11 protein-coding genes are annotated in these 17,295 nt (G+C 59.9%); 1 reads left to right on the top strand and 10 read right to left on the bottom strand.

All coding sequences use genetic code 11. From position 1 onward, the window contains the following. Positions 1-33: 33 nt before the first annotated feature. From gltB to PGR6_RS01875, 9 genes are all read right to left on the bottom strand, one after another. Positions 34-4,479 (bottom strand): glutamate synthase large subunit, encoded by a 4,446-nt coding sequence (gltB, locus tag PGR6_RS01915; RefSeq protein ID WP_064615931.1) that lies wholly within the window; start codon positions 4,477-4,479, stop codon positions 34-36. Between the two features lie 352 nt (positions 4,480-4,831). Then, positions 4,832-6,445 carry an AAA family ATPase gene (locus PGR6_RS01910; RefSeq protein ID WP_064615929.1) on the bottom strand — a complete coding sequence of 538 codons (1,614 nt, stop codon included), beginning with the start codon at positions 6,443-6,445 and terminating at the stop codon, positions 4,832-4,834. A gap of 10 nt (positions 6,446-6,455) precedes the next feature. Then, entirely contained in the window at positions 6,456-7,556 is a 1,101-nt protein-coding gene (gene aroB, locus PGR6_RS01905; RefSeq protein WP_064615927.1) for a 3-dehydroquinate synthase, read from the bottom strand. Positions 7,557-7,706: 150 nt separating this feature from the next. Further along, the gene (gene aroK / locus PGR6_RS01900) at positions 7,707-8,225 is read right to left on the bottom strand and encodes a shikimate kinase AroK (protein ID WP_019581860.1); all 519 of its coding nucleotides are present in this window, start codon (positions 8,223-8,225) and stop codon (positions 7,707-7,709) included. 4 nt (positions 8,226-8,229) lie between these two features. Beyond that, complete coding sequence (gene pilQ, locus PGR6_RS01895; protein WP_064615925.1) at positions 8,230-10,305, bottom strand: type IV pilus secretin PilQ; 2,076 nt, start codon at positions 10,303-10,305, stop codon at positions 8,230-8,232. Positions 10,306-10,318: 13 nt separating this feature from the next. Next, positions 10,319-10,846, bottom strand: a complete 528-nt coding sequence (locus PGR6_RS01890) for a pilus assembly protein PilP (protein WP_018928615.1) — start codon at positions 10,844-10,846, stop codon at positions 10,319-10,321. Beyond that, complete coding sequence (pilO, locus tag PGR6_RS01885) at positions 10,843-11,466, bottom strand: type 4a pilus biogenesis protein PilO (protein ID WP_018928616.1); 624 nt, start codon at positions 11,464-11,466, stop codon at positions 10,843-10,845. Before pilO ends, PGR6_RS01890 begins: the two co-directional genes overlap by 4 nt. After that, a complete protein-coding gene (locus PGR6_RS01880) occupies positions 11,463-12,029 on the bottom strand; it encodes a PilN domain-containing protein (protein ID WP_018928617.1) in 567 nt (188 codons plus the stop codon). The genes pilO and PGR6_RS01880 overlap by 4 nt, the downstream gene beginning before the upstream one ends. Next, positions 12,029-13,093: a pilus assembly protein PilM gene (locus tag PGR6_RS01875; protein WP_018928618.1), complete on the bottom strand. Its 1,065-nt coding sequence runs from the start codon at positions 13,091-13,093 to the stop codon at positions 12,029-12,031. The genes PGR6_RS01880 and PGR6_RS01875 overlap by 1 nt, the downstream gene beginning before the upstream one ends. Before the next feature lie 214 nt (positions 13,094-13,307). On the opposite strand from PGR6_RS01875, the gene PGR6_RS01870 reads away from it, so the two are divergent. Next, positions 13,308-15,749 (top strand): penicillin-binding protein 1A, encoded by a 2,442-nt coding sequence (locus PGR6_RS01870; protein ID WP_018928619.1) that lies wholly within the window; start codon positions 13,308-13,310, stop codon positions 15,747-15,749. 133 nt (positions 15,750-15,882) lie between these two features. On the opposite strand, the gene PGR6_RS01865 is transcribed toward PGR6_RS01870, so the two are convergent. Then, positions 15,883-17,151, bottom strand: coding sequence for a malic enzyme-like NAD(P)-binding protein (locus PGR6_RS01865; protein WP_018929144.1), 1,269 nt, complete (start codon positions 17,149-17,151; stop codon positions 15,883-15,885). Positions 17,152-17,295 lie beyond the last annotated feature (144 nt).

Raw genomic sequence — 17,295 nt, 5'->3', positions numbered from 1 at the left:
TGTTAAAACCTCATCAAACTCTTCAGGCGCATATCACTGCGGGTTGGCACGGGTGCTGGAAAGCAACGATTTCAGGTTGGCAGCCTTGGGCTTGACCAGCCAGAAACGACGCAGATAGTCATCGAGGTTTTCAGCGAGGTTACGACCCCACTCGCTGTCGGTTTCCTCGACGTATTCGTTCAGCACGCGTTGCAAGTGGCTGCGATAGGCTTCCATCGCCTCACCGCTGATCCGCTGGATTTCCACCAGTTCGTGGTTGACCCGGTCAACGAAGGTGTTGTCCTGGTCGAGCACGTAGGCGAAACCGCCGGTCATGCCTGAGCCGAAGTTGTAACCGGTCTTGCCCAGAACGCAGACGAAACCACCGGTCATGTACTCGCAGCAGTGATCGCCTGTGCCTTCCACCACAGTGTGAGCACCGGAGTTACGCACCGCGAAACGCTCGCCAGCGGTGCCGGCGGCGAACAGCTTGCCGCCAGTGGCGCCATACAGGCAGGTGTTGCCGATGATGGCACTGTCCTGCGTCTTGTAGAGGCTGCCTTTCGGCGGAACGATGACCAGTTTGCCGCCGGTCATGCCTTTGCCGACGTAGTCGTTTGCGTCGCCTTCCAGGTACATGTTCAGGCCACCAGCGTTCCACACGCCGAAGCTCTGACCCGCCGTCCCTTTGAAGCGGAAGGTGATCGGCGCGTTGGCCATGCCCTGGTTACCGTGTTTGCGGGCGATTTCACCGGAGATCCGCGCGCCGATGGAACGGTCGCAGTTGCAGATATCCAGGGCGAAATCGGCACCGCTCAGGTCGTTGATTGCCGAGGTGGCCATGTCGACCATTTTCTCGGCCAGCAGGCCTTTGTCGAACGGCGGGTTGCGGTCGACCTGGCAGAATTGAGGCTTGTCTGCCGGGATGTGATCGCTGCCGAGCAACGGAGTCAGGTCCAGGTGGTTCTGCTTGGCGGTCTGGCCTTCGAGGACTTCCAGCAGATCGGTACGACCGATCAGCTCTTCGAGGGAGCGCACGCCCAGCTTGGCCAGCCACTCACGGGTTTCTTCGGCGACGTAGGTGAAGAAATTCACCACCATGTCGACGGTCCCGATGTAGTGATCCTTGCGCAGCTTCTCGTTCTGAGTCGCAACGCCGGTGGCGCAGTTGTTCAGGTGGCAGATGCGCAGGTATTTGCAGCCCAGGGCGATCATTGGCGCGGTGCCGAAGCCGAAGCTTTCAGCGCCGAGAATGGCTGCCTTGATCACGTCGAGGCCGGTTTTCAGGCCACCATCGGTTTGTACCCGGACTTTGCCGCGCAGGTCGTTGCCACGCAGGGTCTGGTGGGTTTCGGCCAGGCCGAGTTCCCACGGCGCACCCGCGTATTTGATCGAGGTCAGTGGCGATGCACCGGTGCCGCCGTCGTAGCCGGAGATGGTGATCAAGTCCGCGTAGGCCTTGGCCACACCGGCCGCGATGGTGCCAACGCCCGCTTCTGCCACCAGCTTCACCGAAACCAGCGCATTCGGGTTGACTTGTTTCAGGTCGAAAATCAGCTGCGACAAGTCTTCGATCGAATAGATGTCGTGGTGCGGCGGAGGCGAAATCAGGGTCACGCCCGGCACTGCGTAACGCAGCTTGGCGATCAGACCGTTGACCTTGCCGCCTGGCAACTGACCACCTTCGCCGGGCTTGGCACCCTGGGCGACTTTGATCTGCAGCACTTCGGCGTTGACCAGGTATTCCGGAGTCACACCGAAGCGGCCAGTGGCGACTTGCTTGATTTTCGAGCTCTTGATGGTGCCGTAGCGCGCCGGGTCTTCGCCGCCTTCGCCGGAGTTCGAACGCGCACCGAGGCGGTTCATGGCTTCGGCCAGGGCTTCGTGGGCTTCCGGCGACAGGGCGCCCAGCGAAATACCAGCGGAGTCGAAGCGCTTGAGCACCGACTCCAGAGGCTCGACTTCGCTGATGTCCATCGGCGTGTCGAGGGTCTTGACCTTGAGCAGGTCGCGGATCATCGACACCGGGCGGTTATCCACCAGTGACGTGTATTCCTTGAACTTGCTGTAGTCGCCCTGCTGCACTGCGGCTTGCAAGGTGTTGACCACGTCAGGGTTGTAGGCGTGATATTCGCCACCGTGGACGAACTTCAGCAGACCGCCTTGCTGGATCGGCTTGCGCGGGCTCCAGGCTTCGGCCGCCAGGGCTTTCTGCTCGGCTTCGATGTCGACGAAGCGTGCACCCTTGATGCGGCTTGGCACACCACGGAAGCTCAGTTCGCAGACTTCTTCGGACAGACCGATGGCCTCGAACAGCTGCGCACCGCGATACGACGTGATGGTCGAGATGCCCATCTTCGACAGGATCTTGAGCAGGCCCTTGGTGATGCCTTTGCGGTAGTTCTTGAACACCTCATAGAGGTCGCCCAGCACTTCACCGGTGCGGATCAGGTCACCCAGCACTTCATAGGCCAGGAACGGGTAGACCGCCGAGGCGCCGAAACCGATCAGCACCGCGAAGTGGTGCGGATCACGAGCGGTCGCGGTTTCCACCAGAATGTTGGAGTCGCAACGCAGGCCTTTTTCGGTCAGGCGATGGTGCACGGCACCGGTCGCCAGCGAAGCGTGGATCGGCAGCTTGCCCGGAGCAATGTGACGGTCACTCAGTACGACCTGGGTGCGACCGGCGCGAACGGCTTCTTCAGCCTGATCGGCGACGTTACGCACCGCGGCTTCGAGACCGACGCTCTCGTCATAGTTGAGGTCGATGATCTGACGCTCGAAGCCTGGGCGATCGAGGTTCATCAGCGAGCGCCACTTGGCCGGAGAAATGACCGGCGAGCTGAGGATCACGCGCGAGGCGTGTTCCGGCGACTCCTGGAAGATGTTGCGCTCGGCACCGAGGCAGACTTCCAGCGACATGACGATGGCTTCGCGCAGCGGGTCGATCGGCGGGTTGGTGACCTGCGCGAACTGCTGACGGAAATAGTCGTACGGCGTACGCACGCGCTGGGACAGCACGGCCATCGGCGTATCGTCGCCCATCGAGCCGACGGCTTCGTAGCCTTGCTCGCCGAGCGGACGCAGCACCTGGTCGCGCTCTTCGAACGTGACCTGGTACATCTTCATGTACTGCTTGAGCTGGTCGACGTCGTAGAACGCTGAACCGTGGTCGTTGTCTTCCATGGTCGCCTGAATGCGCAGGGCATTCTTGCGCAGCCATTGCTTGTACGGATGACGGGACTTCAAGCGGTTGTCGATGGCGTCGGTGTCGAGGATCTGACCGGTTTCGGTGTCCACGGCAAAGATCTGGCCCGGGCCGACACGCCCCTTGGCGATCACGTCCTCAGGCTGGTAGTTCCAGACACCGATTTCCGAGGCCAGGGTGATGAAGCCGTTCTTGGTGGTGACCCAACGCGCCGGACGCAGGCCGTTACGGTCGAGCAGGCACACCGCGTAGCGACCGTCGGTCATTACCACGCCGGCCGGACCGTCCCACGGTTCCATGTGCATCGAGTTGTATTCGTAGAACGCACGCAGATCCGGGTCCATGGTTTCGACGTTCTGCCACGCAGGCGGAATGATCATCCGCACGCCACGGAACAGGTCGATGCCACCGGTGACCATCAGCTCGAGCATGTTGTCCATGCTGGAGGAGTCGGAACCGACACGGTTCACCAGCGGGCCGAGTTCATCCAGATCCATCAGATCATTGGTGAACTTGGTGCGACGGGCCTGCGCCCAGTTGCGGTTGCCGGTGATGGTGTTGATTTCGCCGTTGTGGGCAAGGAAGCGGAACGGCTGCGCCAGCGGCCATTTCGGCAGCGTGTTGGTCGAAAAGCGCTGGTGGAACACGCAGATCGAAGTTTGCAGGCGCTGGTCGCTCAGGTCTGGATAGAAGGCGGTCAAATCCGCCGGCATCATCAGGCCTTTGTAAATAATGGTCTTGTGGGAAAAGCTGCAGATGTAGTGATCGACATCGGCGGCGTTGGCCACGGACGAACGACGACGGGCGCTGAACAGCTTGATCGCCATGTCCTGATCGCTCAGGCCTTCACCACCGACGAACACTTGCTCGATCAGCGGCAGGCGCTCGAGGGCCAGGCGGCCGAGGACGCTGGTGTCGATCGGCACTTTGCGCCAGCCGACCAGGGTCAGGCCTTCGGCCAGGATTTCGCGGTTCATGTTCTCGCGAGCGGCTTCGGCTTTCACCGGATCCTGGTTGAAGAAGACCATGCCCACGGCATATTGCTTGGGCAGTTCGACGCCGAAGGTTTCCTGGGCGATGGCACGCAGGAACACATCCGGCTTTTGAATCAGCAGACCGCAACCGTCACCGGTCTTGCCGTCGGCGTTGATCCCACCGCGGTGGGTCATGCAGGTCAGGGCCTCAATGGCCGTTTGCAAAAGGGTATGACTGGGCTCGCCCTGCATATGGGCTATCAGGCCAAAACCGCAGTTATCCTTGAATTCATCTGGTTGGTACAGACCTGCTTTCATAGACACTTTCTCACCAGGCTGCCTCTTATCGAGGCAAATTTCTTTTCAATTCAACCAGTTACCATCCGCGCCGAACGTACGCCAGCTTTGCGGGGGCAAAAGGGAGGTCATTGTACACACCGACACAGAGGCTCACAAATTTGACGACGAAATGTCGCAAATCCATGTCGCATTTGTGAAAGGTTTAAAGCGATATGCTGTGCTAGTCAAAACTTTTTTAATTTTGACCGCAGCGACTCAAAGACTACTGTGACGCAGACACCACAAGGCACGCGGTCTATAGAGACAGCGCGCGCACTTGTAGAAATTTTGAGGTGCTTGGAGAGGCGGCCTGGGTAAGGCCGCCGAATCTTCAGCGAGTTGTTGCCAGTTCCTGTTGGACGCTGGCGACAGTGCGAGGCCAAGGTTTACCAGCCTGAACCTTCGCTGGCAAGGCCTTGATGGCAGTAACGGCTGCATCGCGGTTGGCGAAGCTACCGTAGGTGATGACGTAAAGCGGCTTGCCGTTGAGCACTTTCTTGAAATAACGGTACTCGCCGCCCTGCTCCTTGACGAAGTTTTGCGCGGTCGATTCGGAGCTGGTGCCAAGGATCTGCACTACATAGCTGCCTGGTGCCTGGCCTGCGTACCAGCTGCCACCAGCGGCTTTGGCCACGGTAGCTGGCTTCTCGGCGGGTTTGGCCACGACGGCCGGCTTGGCGGGCGCCGGAGCCGGTTTGGCAGCCGGTGCAGGCGCTGGCGCTGGCTTGGCCACAGGCGCGACAGGCTTGGCGGTCGCGACTTGAGTCGGCGCAGGCGTCGGCTTGGCAGCCGGTGTCGGCGCGGGCCCCGCTGGAACGCCTGCCGGTGGCGCAGTGGTGGTCACGGTCGGCGGTGTGGCGCTGGAGCCTTCGACCGGTACGCCATCATCGCCTTCGGTAATGCCTCCAGCCGCTTCGGCCAACGGACCACGCATCACTGGCTGCGAGTTACCGACCAACGGCAATGGCATCGGTTGCGTATTACCGGCGAACTCCACGGAGGGAGCGCCTGCACTGTTAGGTTTTGGCGTGCCCTGGCCCAGCGGCAGTTGTGCCTGTTCGTTGGCAGGCGCGCCGGTGGTCGGTGCTTTGTTGCGACCTGGCATCAACCAGGCGGCAGCTACCGCGACCACGACGACGGCGGAAATTGCCAATACGTGTTTCTTCGGCATGTTGAACCCCATACTTGGACGCTTGACCGCTGAGCGGCTGGCAATCATGGCTTCGATCATTGCATCGCGGGCGACCTGGTTGATGTTGCCAGGCCAACCGTCGGAGCTTTCGTGAATATCAGAGATCTGATCCGCGGTGAAAAGTTCGATTCCCCGGCCAGCACCTTCAAGACGCTGATCCAGATATTCGCGGGTTTCTTCTTCGGTGTAGGGCTGCAATTCGATGACGTGAAAACGCTCTTCCTCGAGGCTCAGCGCATCAAGTTGAGCAATCAGCGAGGACTCACCGAACAGGAATACATGCGGACGACCTTCCGGCGCGCCGGCAGCCAGGGCCAACAAGGCTTCCAGTGCAGACTCGTCGAGTTGCTCGGCGTCATCCACCAGCAAATAGACTTCCTGCCCCGTGAGCGCAAGCTGCACCACTTGAGCCAGGATCGCACCGATCTCGGCCTGAGCAACGTCCAGCGCCTGAGCCACTTGATTCAGCACGCCAGCGGCATCGCCGGCGCCACGGGCGGAAACCACCACGCTCTGCACTGACTGTTTGTTGGTGCTGGCTACCAGGGCCTGACGCAACAGGGTTTTGCCGCTGCCTTGCGGACCGGTGACCACCAGCAGCAACTGGCTGTAGCGAGCCAGGTGGTGCAACTGGCCCAGCACCGGCTTGCGCTGGGCCGGGAAGAATTTGAAGCCAGGCACCCGTGGAGCGAAAGGGTCATGACTTAACTGGTAATGGCCGAGGAAAGCCTCGTCGGCATGCAAACTAGTCATCGGGATCTTATTAACCTTTAAGCTGAGCCAGGGCGCGGTAATCCGCTCCCAGCGTGGCCTGTAAAACCTCTTTCGGATAATCGTCGGTCACCACCGCTTCGCCCATGTGGCGCAGCAGCACCAGGCGCAAACGACCGTCGATCACTTTCTTGTCAATTGCCATGTGTTCGAGAAAATCTGCTTCGGTCATCTCTTCCGGCGGGATGACCGGCAGGCCGGCGCGCTGGAACAGGCGAATACCGCGATTACGCTCCTCTTCGCTGATCCAGCCCAGCCGCGCGGACATTTCCAGAGCCATCACGGTGCCAGCAGCGACTGCTTCACCATGCAACCAGACACCATAGCCCATATGGGTTTCGATCGCGTGGCCGAAGGTATGCCCCAGGTTCAACGTGGCACGCACGCCAGTCTCTTTCTCGTCGGCACCCACCACTGCCGCCTTGGCCGCACAGGAACGTTCGATAGCGTAAGTCAGGGCGACCTGGTCCAGGGCGCGCAGGCGATCGACGTTTTCTTCGAGCCAGGTCAGGAATGGCTCGTCACAGATCAGCCCGTACTTGATGACTTCCGCCAGCCCGGCAGACAGTTCGCGGGCCGGCAGTGTGTTGAGGGTGGCGGTATCGATCAGCACCACGTTGGGCTGATAGAAGGCGCCGACCATGTTCTTGCCCAGCGGATGATTGATCCCGGTCTTGCCGCCCACCGAAGAATCGACTTGCGACAGCAACGTGGTCGGCACCTGGATGAAATCGACGCCCCGCTGGTAGCAGGCCGCGGCAAAACCGGCCATGTCACCGATCACGCCGCCACCGAGGGCAATCACCGTGGTGCGACGGTCGTGCCGAGCAGTCAGCAAGTCATCGAAAATCAGTTGCAGGGTTTCCCAGGTCTTGAAGGCTTCGCCATCGGGCAGCACCACGGAAATGACCGAGAACTGCGCCAGACTGCGGGTCAGACGCTCGAGGTAGAGCGGCGCGACGGTCTCGTTGGAGATGATCGCCACCTGCCGCCCGCGGATATGCGGGGCTAGCAGCTCAGGCTTATCCAACAAACCTTCGCCAATATGAATCGGGTAGCTGCGCTCGCCTAGATCGACCTTGAGTGTCTGCATGTGTCCCCACAGTGAAGATGGAATCAGGCGTCCTGCCTTGAGTTTACGAATTCCATGGCGTCTGCTGGTGTGACGCCGTCCGGTAGTCATCCGCCACAACCTTGAGCGGCTGCGACAGGACGCCGAGGATAGCGCATTTCGCCCCGTGCATTAACGGGGCGGCAGCTGCTGCAAGCGTTCGAGAATATCGAGCACCACCATCCGCGGTGGCCGCTCATCGGTTTCCACCACCAGGTCGGCGATTTCCCGATACAGCGGGTCACGGATCGCAAGCAAGTCCCGCAGGGTCTTGGCCGGATCGGCGGTACGCAGCAGTGGCCGATTGCGATCGCGAGCCGTTCGGCCCACTTGCTGCTCGACAGACGCGTGCAGATAGACCACCCGACCACCGGCGTGCAGCGCCCGACGATTGGCCTCGCGCATTACCGCTCCGCCACCGGTCGCCAACACCACGCCGTCGGACGCGCACAGCTCGGCAATCATCGCCTGCTCGCGGTCACGAAAGCCCGGTTCGCCTTCTTTATCGAAAATCCACGGGATATTGGCGCCCGTGCGCAATTCAATTTCCTTATCGGAATCTTTGAACGGCAGGCGCAGCTCTTTGGCCAGCAACCGGCCGATGGTGCTTTTTCCAGCCCCCATCGGTCCAACAAGAATCAAATTTCGCACAGAATCAATGACTCACAGCAATCGCCTGATTGTTCATGATACGCGGAGTGAGAAATACCAGCAGCTCGGATTTTTTCTCCGAAACCACGTCACGCCGGAAAAGGCGGCCAAGATACGGCACATCACCGAGAAATGGCACCTTATCTACAACCTTGCTCTGAGTATTTGAGAAAACCCCACCAATCACGATGGTCTCGCCGTCGTTGACCAATACCTTGGCGTTGACCTCGTTTTTCTTGATCGGCGGTACATCCTGCACTTTGTTCAGGTAGTCCGGTTCGTCCTTGGTGACCTTGACCTCCATGATGATGCGGTTGTCCGGGGTGATCTGCGGTGTCACTTCCAGGGACAGCGAAGCCTCCTTGAACGACACTGAAGTGGCACCGCTGGAGCTGGCTTCCTGATAGGGGATTTCGGTGCCCTTGAGGATTTTCGCGGTTTCCTTGTCTGACGTGACCACCTTGGGCTGCGAGACGATTTCCCCGTTGCCGGTTTTTTCCATGGCCGTCAGCTCAAGGTCCAGCAGCACATTGTCGGTAATGAAGGCGATGCCGATCCCCGAGGTGTTGGAGGAAGTCCCAAGGTCGACGAACGGCGAGTTGGTGCTGGTGCTGCCCGGCGTGCCGACGGTGGTCGAAGAGCCGTTGACCCCGGAGCCGTTCCAATTACCCTTCTGCACCGAACCGCCCCAGCGCACGCCGAGGCTTTTGTCGTAATCGACGTTGGCTTCAACGATGCGCGCCTCGATCATCACCTGACGCACTGGAATATCCAGCTGTGCAACGATGCGACGCAGCTCGTCGAGGCGGTCCTGGGTCTGGTAGGCAATGATGTTGTTGGTCCGCTCATCGACAGTGATTGAACCGCGCTCGTCGACTTTCGCCTCGGCGCTGGTCACCGACTGGAACAGCTTGGCGATATCGGCAGCCTTGGCGTAGTTGACCTGCAACAGCTCGCGACGCAGAGGCGCCAGTTCGGCGATTTGTTTCTGCGACTCCAGCTCCTGACGCTCCCGGGCGGCGATTTCATCGGCCGGCGCCACCAGCAACACATTGCCAATCTTGCGCTTATCCAGGCCTTTGGTTTTCAACACCAGGTCCAGCGCCTGATCCCACGGCACATTCTGCAGGCGCAACGTGATGCCGCCCTGCACCGTGTCACTGGCCACCAGATTGAGGTTGGTGAAATCGGCGATCAATTGCAGCACCGAGCGCACATCGATGTCCTGGAAATTCAACGAGAGCTTTTCGCCGCTGTAGGCAAAACGTTCGGCGTTGCGTTTTTGCAAGTCATCGACAGTCATCGGCCGGATGCTGATGGTCAGTTTGTTATCGGTCTGGTAGGTCGAATAATCGAAGGCGCCGCTGGGCTCGATGCTGATGATGGCCCGGTCGCCCGTGGCGCTGGCGTTGACGAACTGCACCGGGGTAGCGAAATCCTTGACGTCGAGGCGTACGCGCAACCGCTCAGGCAATTGGGTTTTGGTGAAGCCGACGATGATCTTGCCATCGCGCTCCTGAATGTCCGGGGCAATGGATGGATCCGACAGATCGATAACCACGTTACCTTCACCCTGGGTGCCGCGCTGGAAATCCACGCCACGAATAGCCTTGCCCACGGGAGCACTGGCTCTGGCGGGTGCGGGTACCGCCGTGGCCGCGCGTGGTGCGCTGGCAATCGGTTTGGACGCCTTGTTACCGGCCGCCTGCCCGACGACCACGAACAGGTTGTTGCCTTCGACACGTGCGCTATACGGAGTCAGTTGAGTCAGACCGATGATCAGCCGCGTGCGGTCCTTGGCTTCCACCACCGTGGCGCTGCGGGCATTGCCGCCGCCCAGGTCACGACTCTTGTTCGCCAGCTGACTGGTAACTCCCGGCAAATCCAGCGCAATCCGCGCAGGCTGCTCAGTCGTATAGCCATGAGGCTGCGGTGGCGGCCCGTCGAACGACAACTTCAGCTCGACACGGTCACCAGGCAGCGCGGCGACATCCAGCGCTTTGAGGTTGGCCGCCTGTACCAACGGCGACAGAAACGCTATCCATAGCGAAATACCGAAGGTTGAGAAAATCCTGTTCATTGTTCGAGTTCCACTATGAGTGCTCTTTCAAAGGGATGGTCCGCGGCCGTTCCAGCCAGGCGCCTTCGCCATCGGGAACGATTTCGACCACATCGACTTGCGAAGCGCTGATGGCGACGATCCGTCCATCATTACGTCCCAGGTAATCGCCGACTTTCAGCCGATGCACACCGCCCGCCCCACGCAGCAGCGCAAAGGAGCCGGAGGCATTGGAGATTGTGCCGACCATTTCAAATTGTTCGATGTTGAAGCCTTCGAGGTACTGCTTGACCCGGTTGGGGTCGGGCTTGACGTTGCGCGAGCCGTGCTTCTGGCCAGCCAGATCGACTCTGACCTGCCGGGAGAACGGGCTGCGCAGGTTGGCAGCGCTGTAGGTGAATGTCGGATAAGACTGGAATGTCGGCGTTGGTTCAATCTTGCCGGGCGCTCGCAGGCGCACTTCGTTCAGGTAGGCGTCTATGTCGCTGAAACCATTGTCACCGCCACAACCGGCCAGGACGACCAGACACATCACCATCGACAGGCAACGAATCGGGTTCATTTCTGCAACCCCTTGTCGTTGTAGCGGTAGGTCTTGGCAAGGATGCTCATGCGCAACTTCGGACCGCCTTCGGGATTGGCCGGCACCAAGTCGAAATCATGCAGGGTGACGATCCGCGGCAACCCCGCCACGCCGCTGACGAAAGTGGCCAGGTCGTGATAGGCGCCGGTGACGGTGATCTGGATAGGGAGTTCGATGTAGAACTGCTGGGTGACCTCCGGCAGCAGCTTGATCTCTTCGAACTCCAGGCCACTGCCCAGGCCGGTGCGGGTGATGTCCTCCAGCAGGCCGGGCACTTCGGTGTCGCTGGGCAATTGCCGTAATAGCATGCCGAAGGAGTTCTCCATTTCCTTCATCTGCTGGGTATACAGCTCAAGATTGGCCGCCATGTGGGCTTTGGTCGCAAACTGCTCCTTGAGCGTCGACTCCTCCTCACGCTTGAGTTCCAGGTGGCTTTCCAGGTCGCTGATCAGGAAGCTATAGCCCAGAGCCATCACCAGCACCATCAGCAGAACACTCGCAAGAACCTTGATCGCCCTTGGCCAGGAACCCATGTTGTTGGTGTCCAGATCGCTGATGTCGATCTGGCGCAACCCTTCGAGCCATTCGGACAGCCTCATTTAGCCACCCCCACAATTGCCGGCTGAGTCTGACGGACGGTCAACTGAAAAATATTGGCCTGATCCAGCTGACCGGCGGTGGTCGCTTTGACTTCCGTGAGATTGGGCGCATCAAACCAGTCGGATGCATCTAGATTGCGCATCAAATCCGAAACACGATTGTTGGACTCCGCCGCGCCGGTGATGGACAAGGTCTTGCCGACCATTTTCACTTCGGTGAAATACACGCCGTCCGGCAAGGTGCGCGCCAACTGATCGAAGATCCTCCCGCTGATCGGCCGGTTGCCTTGCAGGTCCTGGATGATGCGCATGCGCTCGACGAGCTGCTGGCGACGAGCCTTCAGATCGCTGATCTGCTTGATCCGTTCGTCGACCACGGCAATCTGCTTGGCGATGTAATCGTTACGCGCGACTTGTTGATCTATGGCGCTGTTAATGACCTGGTCCGTGATCAGCAGTGCCCCCACCGACCCTGCCAGCACACCGGCCAACGCCAGCAAAAAGCGTTTGCGCCGTGCTTCGCGCAACTCTTCACGCCAGGGTAAAAGATTGATCCGTGCCATCAGTCGAAACTCCTGAGGGCCAGCCCGCAGGCGATCATCAGTGCCGGCGCATCGCTCGCCAGGGCACTGGCGTTGACCCTGCTGCTCAGGGTCATGTCGGAGAATGGGTTAGCGACCTGGGTCGGCGTACCCAGACGCTGCTCGATCAACCGATCCAGCCCTGGGACCGAGGCAGTGCCGCCGGCCAGGAGAATGTGATCGACCGAGCTGTATTGGCCGGAGGCAAAGAAAAACTGCAATGAGCGCGATACTTGTTGCACCAACGCATCCCGAAACGGCTGCAAGACCTCACTGACGTAATCGTCCGGCAAACCACCCTGTTTCTTCGCCAACCCAGCCTGCTCGACCGTCAGGCCATAACGGCGCTGGATTTCTTCCGTCAGTTGTCGGCCGCCGAACAATTGTTCGCGGGTGTAGATGATCCGCCCATTATTCAACACGCTCAGGGTGGTCATGGTGGCGCCGATATCGACTACCGCCACGGTCAGATGCTCCTGAGAGGCGGCCAGCTGGGTTGCCAGCAAGCCGAACGCTCGCTCCAGGGCATAGGCTTCGACATCGACTACTCGCGCGGTCAGCCCGGCCAAGGCCAGGGCCGCTTCACGAACCTCGACGTTTTCCTTGCGACAGGCGGCCAGCAGCACATTGACCCGCTCGGGGTTGCGCACTGACGCGCCTTGCACTTCAAAGTCGATCGCCACTTCATCCAGCGGATACGGGATGTACTGATCGGCCTCGATCTTCAGCTGGTTTTCCATCTCGTCGTCGGAAAGACCGGCGTCCATCTCGATGGTCTTGGTGATCACCGCCGAGCCGGCGACCGCCACGGCGACGTTCCTCTGGCTGGTTTTGGCCTTGAGCAGCACGCGCGCAAGGGCCTGCCCCACGCCTTCGAGCTCGGCAATATTTTTTTCGACCACGGCACTGGCGGGCAGCGGCTCGACCGCATAGGCCTCGACCCGATAACGGTCGCCTTGGCGGCTTAACTCCAACAGCTTCACCGACGTAGAGCTGATGTCGATCCCCAGAAGCGCATTGGTTTTTTTATTGAAGAGTCCTAGCACTACCAATTCCCTATGACTATCCGTGAGTTACGGACTCTGTAATATCCATTGCGTTCAATACCCCCCGTCTTGACAGAAGCGCAAATGACGCTCCCTGCGGAAAAATGCTTATAATGCCGAGCGTTTTTCCGCTTTCACTGCAAGCGCGGGTCATTCTCTTTATAGCCTGAACCCTGATGCCTAATTCATTCTTTGCCCTGGATATCCAAAAGCCTTGATTCGTCTGCTGAAATTCTTCGGTTGGTCCATCGTCGCCGTTTTCTGCGGACTGCTCCTGGGTCTGAGCGGCGCCTTTCTTTACCTTAGCCCTGGATTGCCATCTGTGGAGGCGCTGAGAAGCATTCAGTTGCAGATTCCTTTGCGGGTGTACAGCAGCGACAACAAGTTGATCGCAGAATTTGGCGAAATGCGCCGTACGCCGATCCGTTTCGCCGACATTCCCCCCAATTTCATTAATGCGTTACTAAGTGCTGAAGACGACAATTTCGCCAACCACTACGGCGTCGATCCCAGCAGCCTGATGCGTGCCGCCACCCAGCTGGTAAAGAGCGGACACATTCAGTCCGGCGGCAGCACCATCACCATGCAGGTGGCGAAGAACTTCTTCCTGAGCAGCGAACGCAGCTTCTCGCGCAAAACCACCGAAATCCTCCTGGCCCTGCAGATCGAACGGCAGCTGACCAAGGACGAAATCCTCGAGCTGTACGTCAACAAGATTTATCTGGGCAACCGCGCCTATGGCATCGAGGCAGCGGCGCAGGTCTATTACGGCAAGTCGATTCGTGACGTCAGCCTGGCGCAGATGGCGATGATCGCCGGTCTGCCAAAAGCCCCGTCGCGCTTCAACCCGCTGGCCAACCCGGCCCGCAGCAAGGAGCGTCGCGACTGGATCCTGGGGCGCATGTACAAGCTCGGCAAGATCACCGAAGCCGACTACACCGCGGCGATCAACGAACCGCTGAACGCCAGCTATCACGTGCCGACTCCGGAAGTGAACGCACCGTACGTCGCCGAAATGGCCCGCGCCGAAATGGTCGGTCGCTATGGCAGCGATGCGTACACCGAAGGTTTCCGCGTCACCACCACGGTGCCGAGCGATTTGCAGGAAATGGCCAACAGCGCGGTTCACGAAGGCTTGATGACCTACGATCAACGGCACGGTTATCGCGGCCCCGAGTCACGCCTGCCGGGTAAAACCCGAGAGGCCTGGACCCAGGAACTGACCAAGCAGCGGACCATCAGCAGCCTGGAGCCGGCGATCGTGACCCAGGTCGACAAGAACGGCGTGCAGGTGCTGACCCGCACCGGCGAAGAACACGTTGCCTGGGACACCATGAAGTGGGCTCGTCCGTTCCTGAACACCAACAGCATGGGCGCCAATCCGAAGCAGCCGTCGGACGTCGCGCAGGTCGGCGATCTGATTCGCGTACAACGTCAGCCGGACAATTCGCTCAAATTCAGCCAGATTCCGCAGGCCCAGGGCGCACTGGTGTCCCTCGATCCGCAGAACGGTGCCATTCGTTCCCTGGTCGGCGGTTTTGCCTTCGAGCAGAGCAACTACAACCGCGCCATGCAGGCCAAGCGCCAGCCAGGTTCGAGCTTCAAGCCGTTCGTCTATAGTGCCGCCCTGGATAACGGCTACACCGCCGCCAGCCTGGTGAACGACGCACCGATCGTGTTCGTCGACGAGTACCTGGACAAGGTCTGGCGCCCGAAGAACGACACCAACACCTTCCTCGGCCCTATCCGCATGCGTGAAGCGCTCTACAAGTCGCGCAACCTGGTATCGATCCGCCTGCTGCAAGCGCTGGGCGTCGACCGCACCATCGACTACATCAGCAAGTTCGGCTTCAACAAGCAGGACCTGCCACGCAACCTGTCCCTGGCATTGGGCACCGCAACCCTGACGCCAATGGAAATCGCCACTGGCTGGAGCACCTTCGCCAACGGCGGCTACAAGATTTCCCCGTATATCATCGACAAGATTGAAAGCCGCAATGGCGACACACTGTTCGTTGCCAACCCGCCGAGCGTTCCGAAAGGCAACGTAGTCAGCGACGGCATCGCCGTGCCGGCCGCCAATACCTTCACCGTCAACGCCATCCCAGGCGAAGCGCCGGGCGCCCAGCCAGTGTCACAAACGCCAGCGGTGGCCGAACGTATCATCGATGGTCGCACCACCTACATCCTCAACAGCATGCTTGAGGACGTGATCAAGCTCGGTACTGGCCGTCGTGCGCTGGCCTTGGGCCGCAGTGACATTGCGGGCAAGACCGGCACCACCAACGAATCCAAGGACGCCTGGTTCTCCGGCTACAACGCCGATTACGTGACCACCGTCTGGACCGGCTTCGACCAACCGGAAAGCCTGGGTAAACGCGAGTTCGGCGGCACCGTCGCCCTGCCGATCTGGATGAACTACATGGGCGCTGCCCTCAAAGGCAAGCCAGCCCATACCCAGCCGGAACCTGAAGGCATCCTTAGCCTGCGGGTCGACCCGGTCAGCGGTCGTGCAGCCACCCCAAGCACGCCAGGCGCCTACTTTGAGCTGTTCAAGGCCGAAGATACGCCACCGTCGGTGAACGAGCTGGGTAACGGCAATGTGCCGGGCAGCCCACTACCAGCGGACGAAGCGGCGCCGATCGATTTGTTCTGATCGCCGCAACACCAAAAAGCCCCGCCTTCGAAAGAAGTGCGGGGCTTTTTATTGCCTGCCTGCAAACCACTCAGATACAAAAAAGCCCCGACTCAGAATGAGCCGGGGCCTTTGGTTGAAGCGCTACAACGGCTTAGCCGTTGAACACGTCATCCACGCTTTTCAGCGGGTAGTTCTTCGGATACGGCAGGGTCGCCACGCCGGTCTCGATTGCAGCCTTGGCCACGGCATCGGAGATCAGGGTGATCAGACGGGCATCCATTGGTTTCGGGATGATGTACTCACGACCGAATTCCAGCTTGATGCCGCCGTAGGCATCGCACACTTCCTGAGGCACTGGCAGCTTGGCCAGTTCACGCAGGGCGTTGGCAGCAGCCACTTTCATTTCTTCGTTGATGCGCTTGGCGCGAACGTCCAGGGCACCACGGAAGATGAACGGGAAGCCCAGTACGTTGTTGACCTGGTTCGGGTAGTCCGAACGGCCGGTGGCCATGATCACATCGTTGCGAGTGGCGTGCGCCAGTTCCGGGGAGATTTCCGGATCCGGGTTCGAGCATGCGAACACGATCGGGTTGGCCGCCATGGATTTCAGGCCTTCAGCGCTCAGCAGGTTCGGGCCGGACAGGCCAACAAACACGTCGGCGCCTTCCAGTGCGTCAGCCAGGGTGCGCTTGTCAGTCGCGTGAGCGAAGACGGCCTTGTACTGGTTCAGGTCATCACGGCCGGAGTGGATCACACCGGTACGGTCAACCATGTAGATGTTTTCGATGTTGGCGCCCATGCTCACCAGCAATTTCATGCAGGAGATGGCGGCAGCACCGGCGCCCAGGCAGACGATCTTGGCTTCCGGCAGGGTTTTACCGGCGATTTCCAGGGCGTTGATCATGCCGGCAGCGGTCACGATCGCGGTACCGTGCTGGTCATCGTGGAATACCGGAATGTCGCACTGCTCGATCAGAGCGCGTTCGATTTCAAAGCACTCAGGTGCCTTGATGTCTTCCAGGTTGATGCCACCGAAGGTGATGGAGATACGCTTGACGGTGTCGATGAAGGCTTGCGGGCTTTCGGAGTCGACTTCGATGTCGAACACGTCGATGCCGGCGAAGCGCTTGAACAGAACACCTTTACCTTCCATCACCGGCTTGGAAGCCAATGGACCGAGGTTACCCAGGCCCAGAATCGCGGTGCCATCGGAAATGACTGCAACCAGGTTGCCTTTGCCGGTGTATTTGTAGGCCAGTTCAGGATCGCGGGCGATTTCGCGTACTGGTTCGGCTACGCCGGGGCTGTAGGCCAGCGACAGGTCGCGGGCGGTAGCAGTGGCCTTGGTGAGCTCGACACTCAGCTTCCCTGGACGAGGATTGGCGTGATATTCGAGAGCGGCAGTTTTCAAATCAGACATGTGGGCATTCCGCTTTTTACTGTTGGACAGACGGACCGCCGAGGATACTCGTGTCGCAAAGTCCCCACAAGACTGACCAGTCACCCCTGTCAAGCGCCCTGCCCTACGACTTTGGGCCAAGAGCCACGGAATACAAGGGATAGA

The sequence above is a fragment of the Pseudomonas sp. GR 6-02 genome (assembly GCF_001655615.1).
Classification (GTDB): domain Bacteria; phylum Pseudomonadota; class Gammaproteobacteria; order Pseudomonadales; family Pseudomonadaceae; genus Aquipseudomonas.
This window is presented reverse-complemented; position numbering and strand designations above follow the sequence as displayed.

Bases quoted from the DNA above. Each gene is read 5' to 3' on its own strand.
- pilQ (WP_064615925.1), bottom strand. From the start codon at position 10,305: ATGAACAGGATTTTCTCAACCTTCGGTATTTCGCTATGGATAGCGTTT.
- PGR6_RS01910 (WP_064615929.1), bottom strand. From the start codon at position 6,445: ATGACTAGTTTGCATGCCGACGAGGCTTTCCTCGGCCATTACCAGTTA.
- PGR6_RS01890 (WP_018928615.1), bottom strand. From the start codon at position 10,846: ATGAACCCGATTCGTTGCCTGTCGATGGTGATGTGTCTGGTCGTCCTG.
- PGR6_RS01880 (WP_018928617.1), bottom strand. From the start codon at position 12,029: ATGGCACGGATCAATCTTTTACCCTGGCGTGAAGAGTTGCGCGAAGCA.
- PGR6_RS01865 (WP_018929144.1), bottom strand. From the start codon at position 17,151: ATGTCTGATTTGAAAACTGCCGCTCTCGAATATCACGCCAATCCTCGT.
- aroB (WP_064615927.1), bottom strand. From the start codon at position 7,556: ATGCAGACACTCAAGGTCGATCTAGGCGAGCGCAGCTACCCGATTCAT.
- pilO (WP_018928616.1), bottom strand. From the start codon at position 11,466: ATGAGGCTGTCCGAATGGCTCGAAGGGTTGCGCCAGATCGACATCAGC.
- gltB (WP_064615931.1), bottom strand. From the start codon at position 4,479: ATGAAAGCAGGTCTGTACCAACCAGATGAATTCAAGGATAACTGCGGT.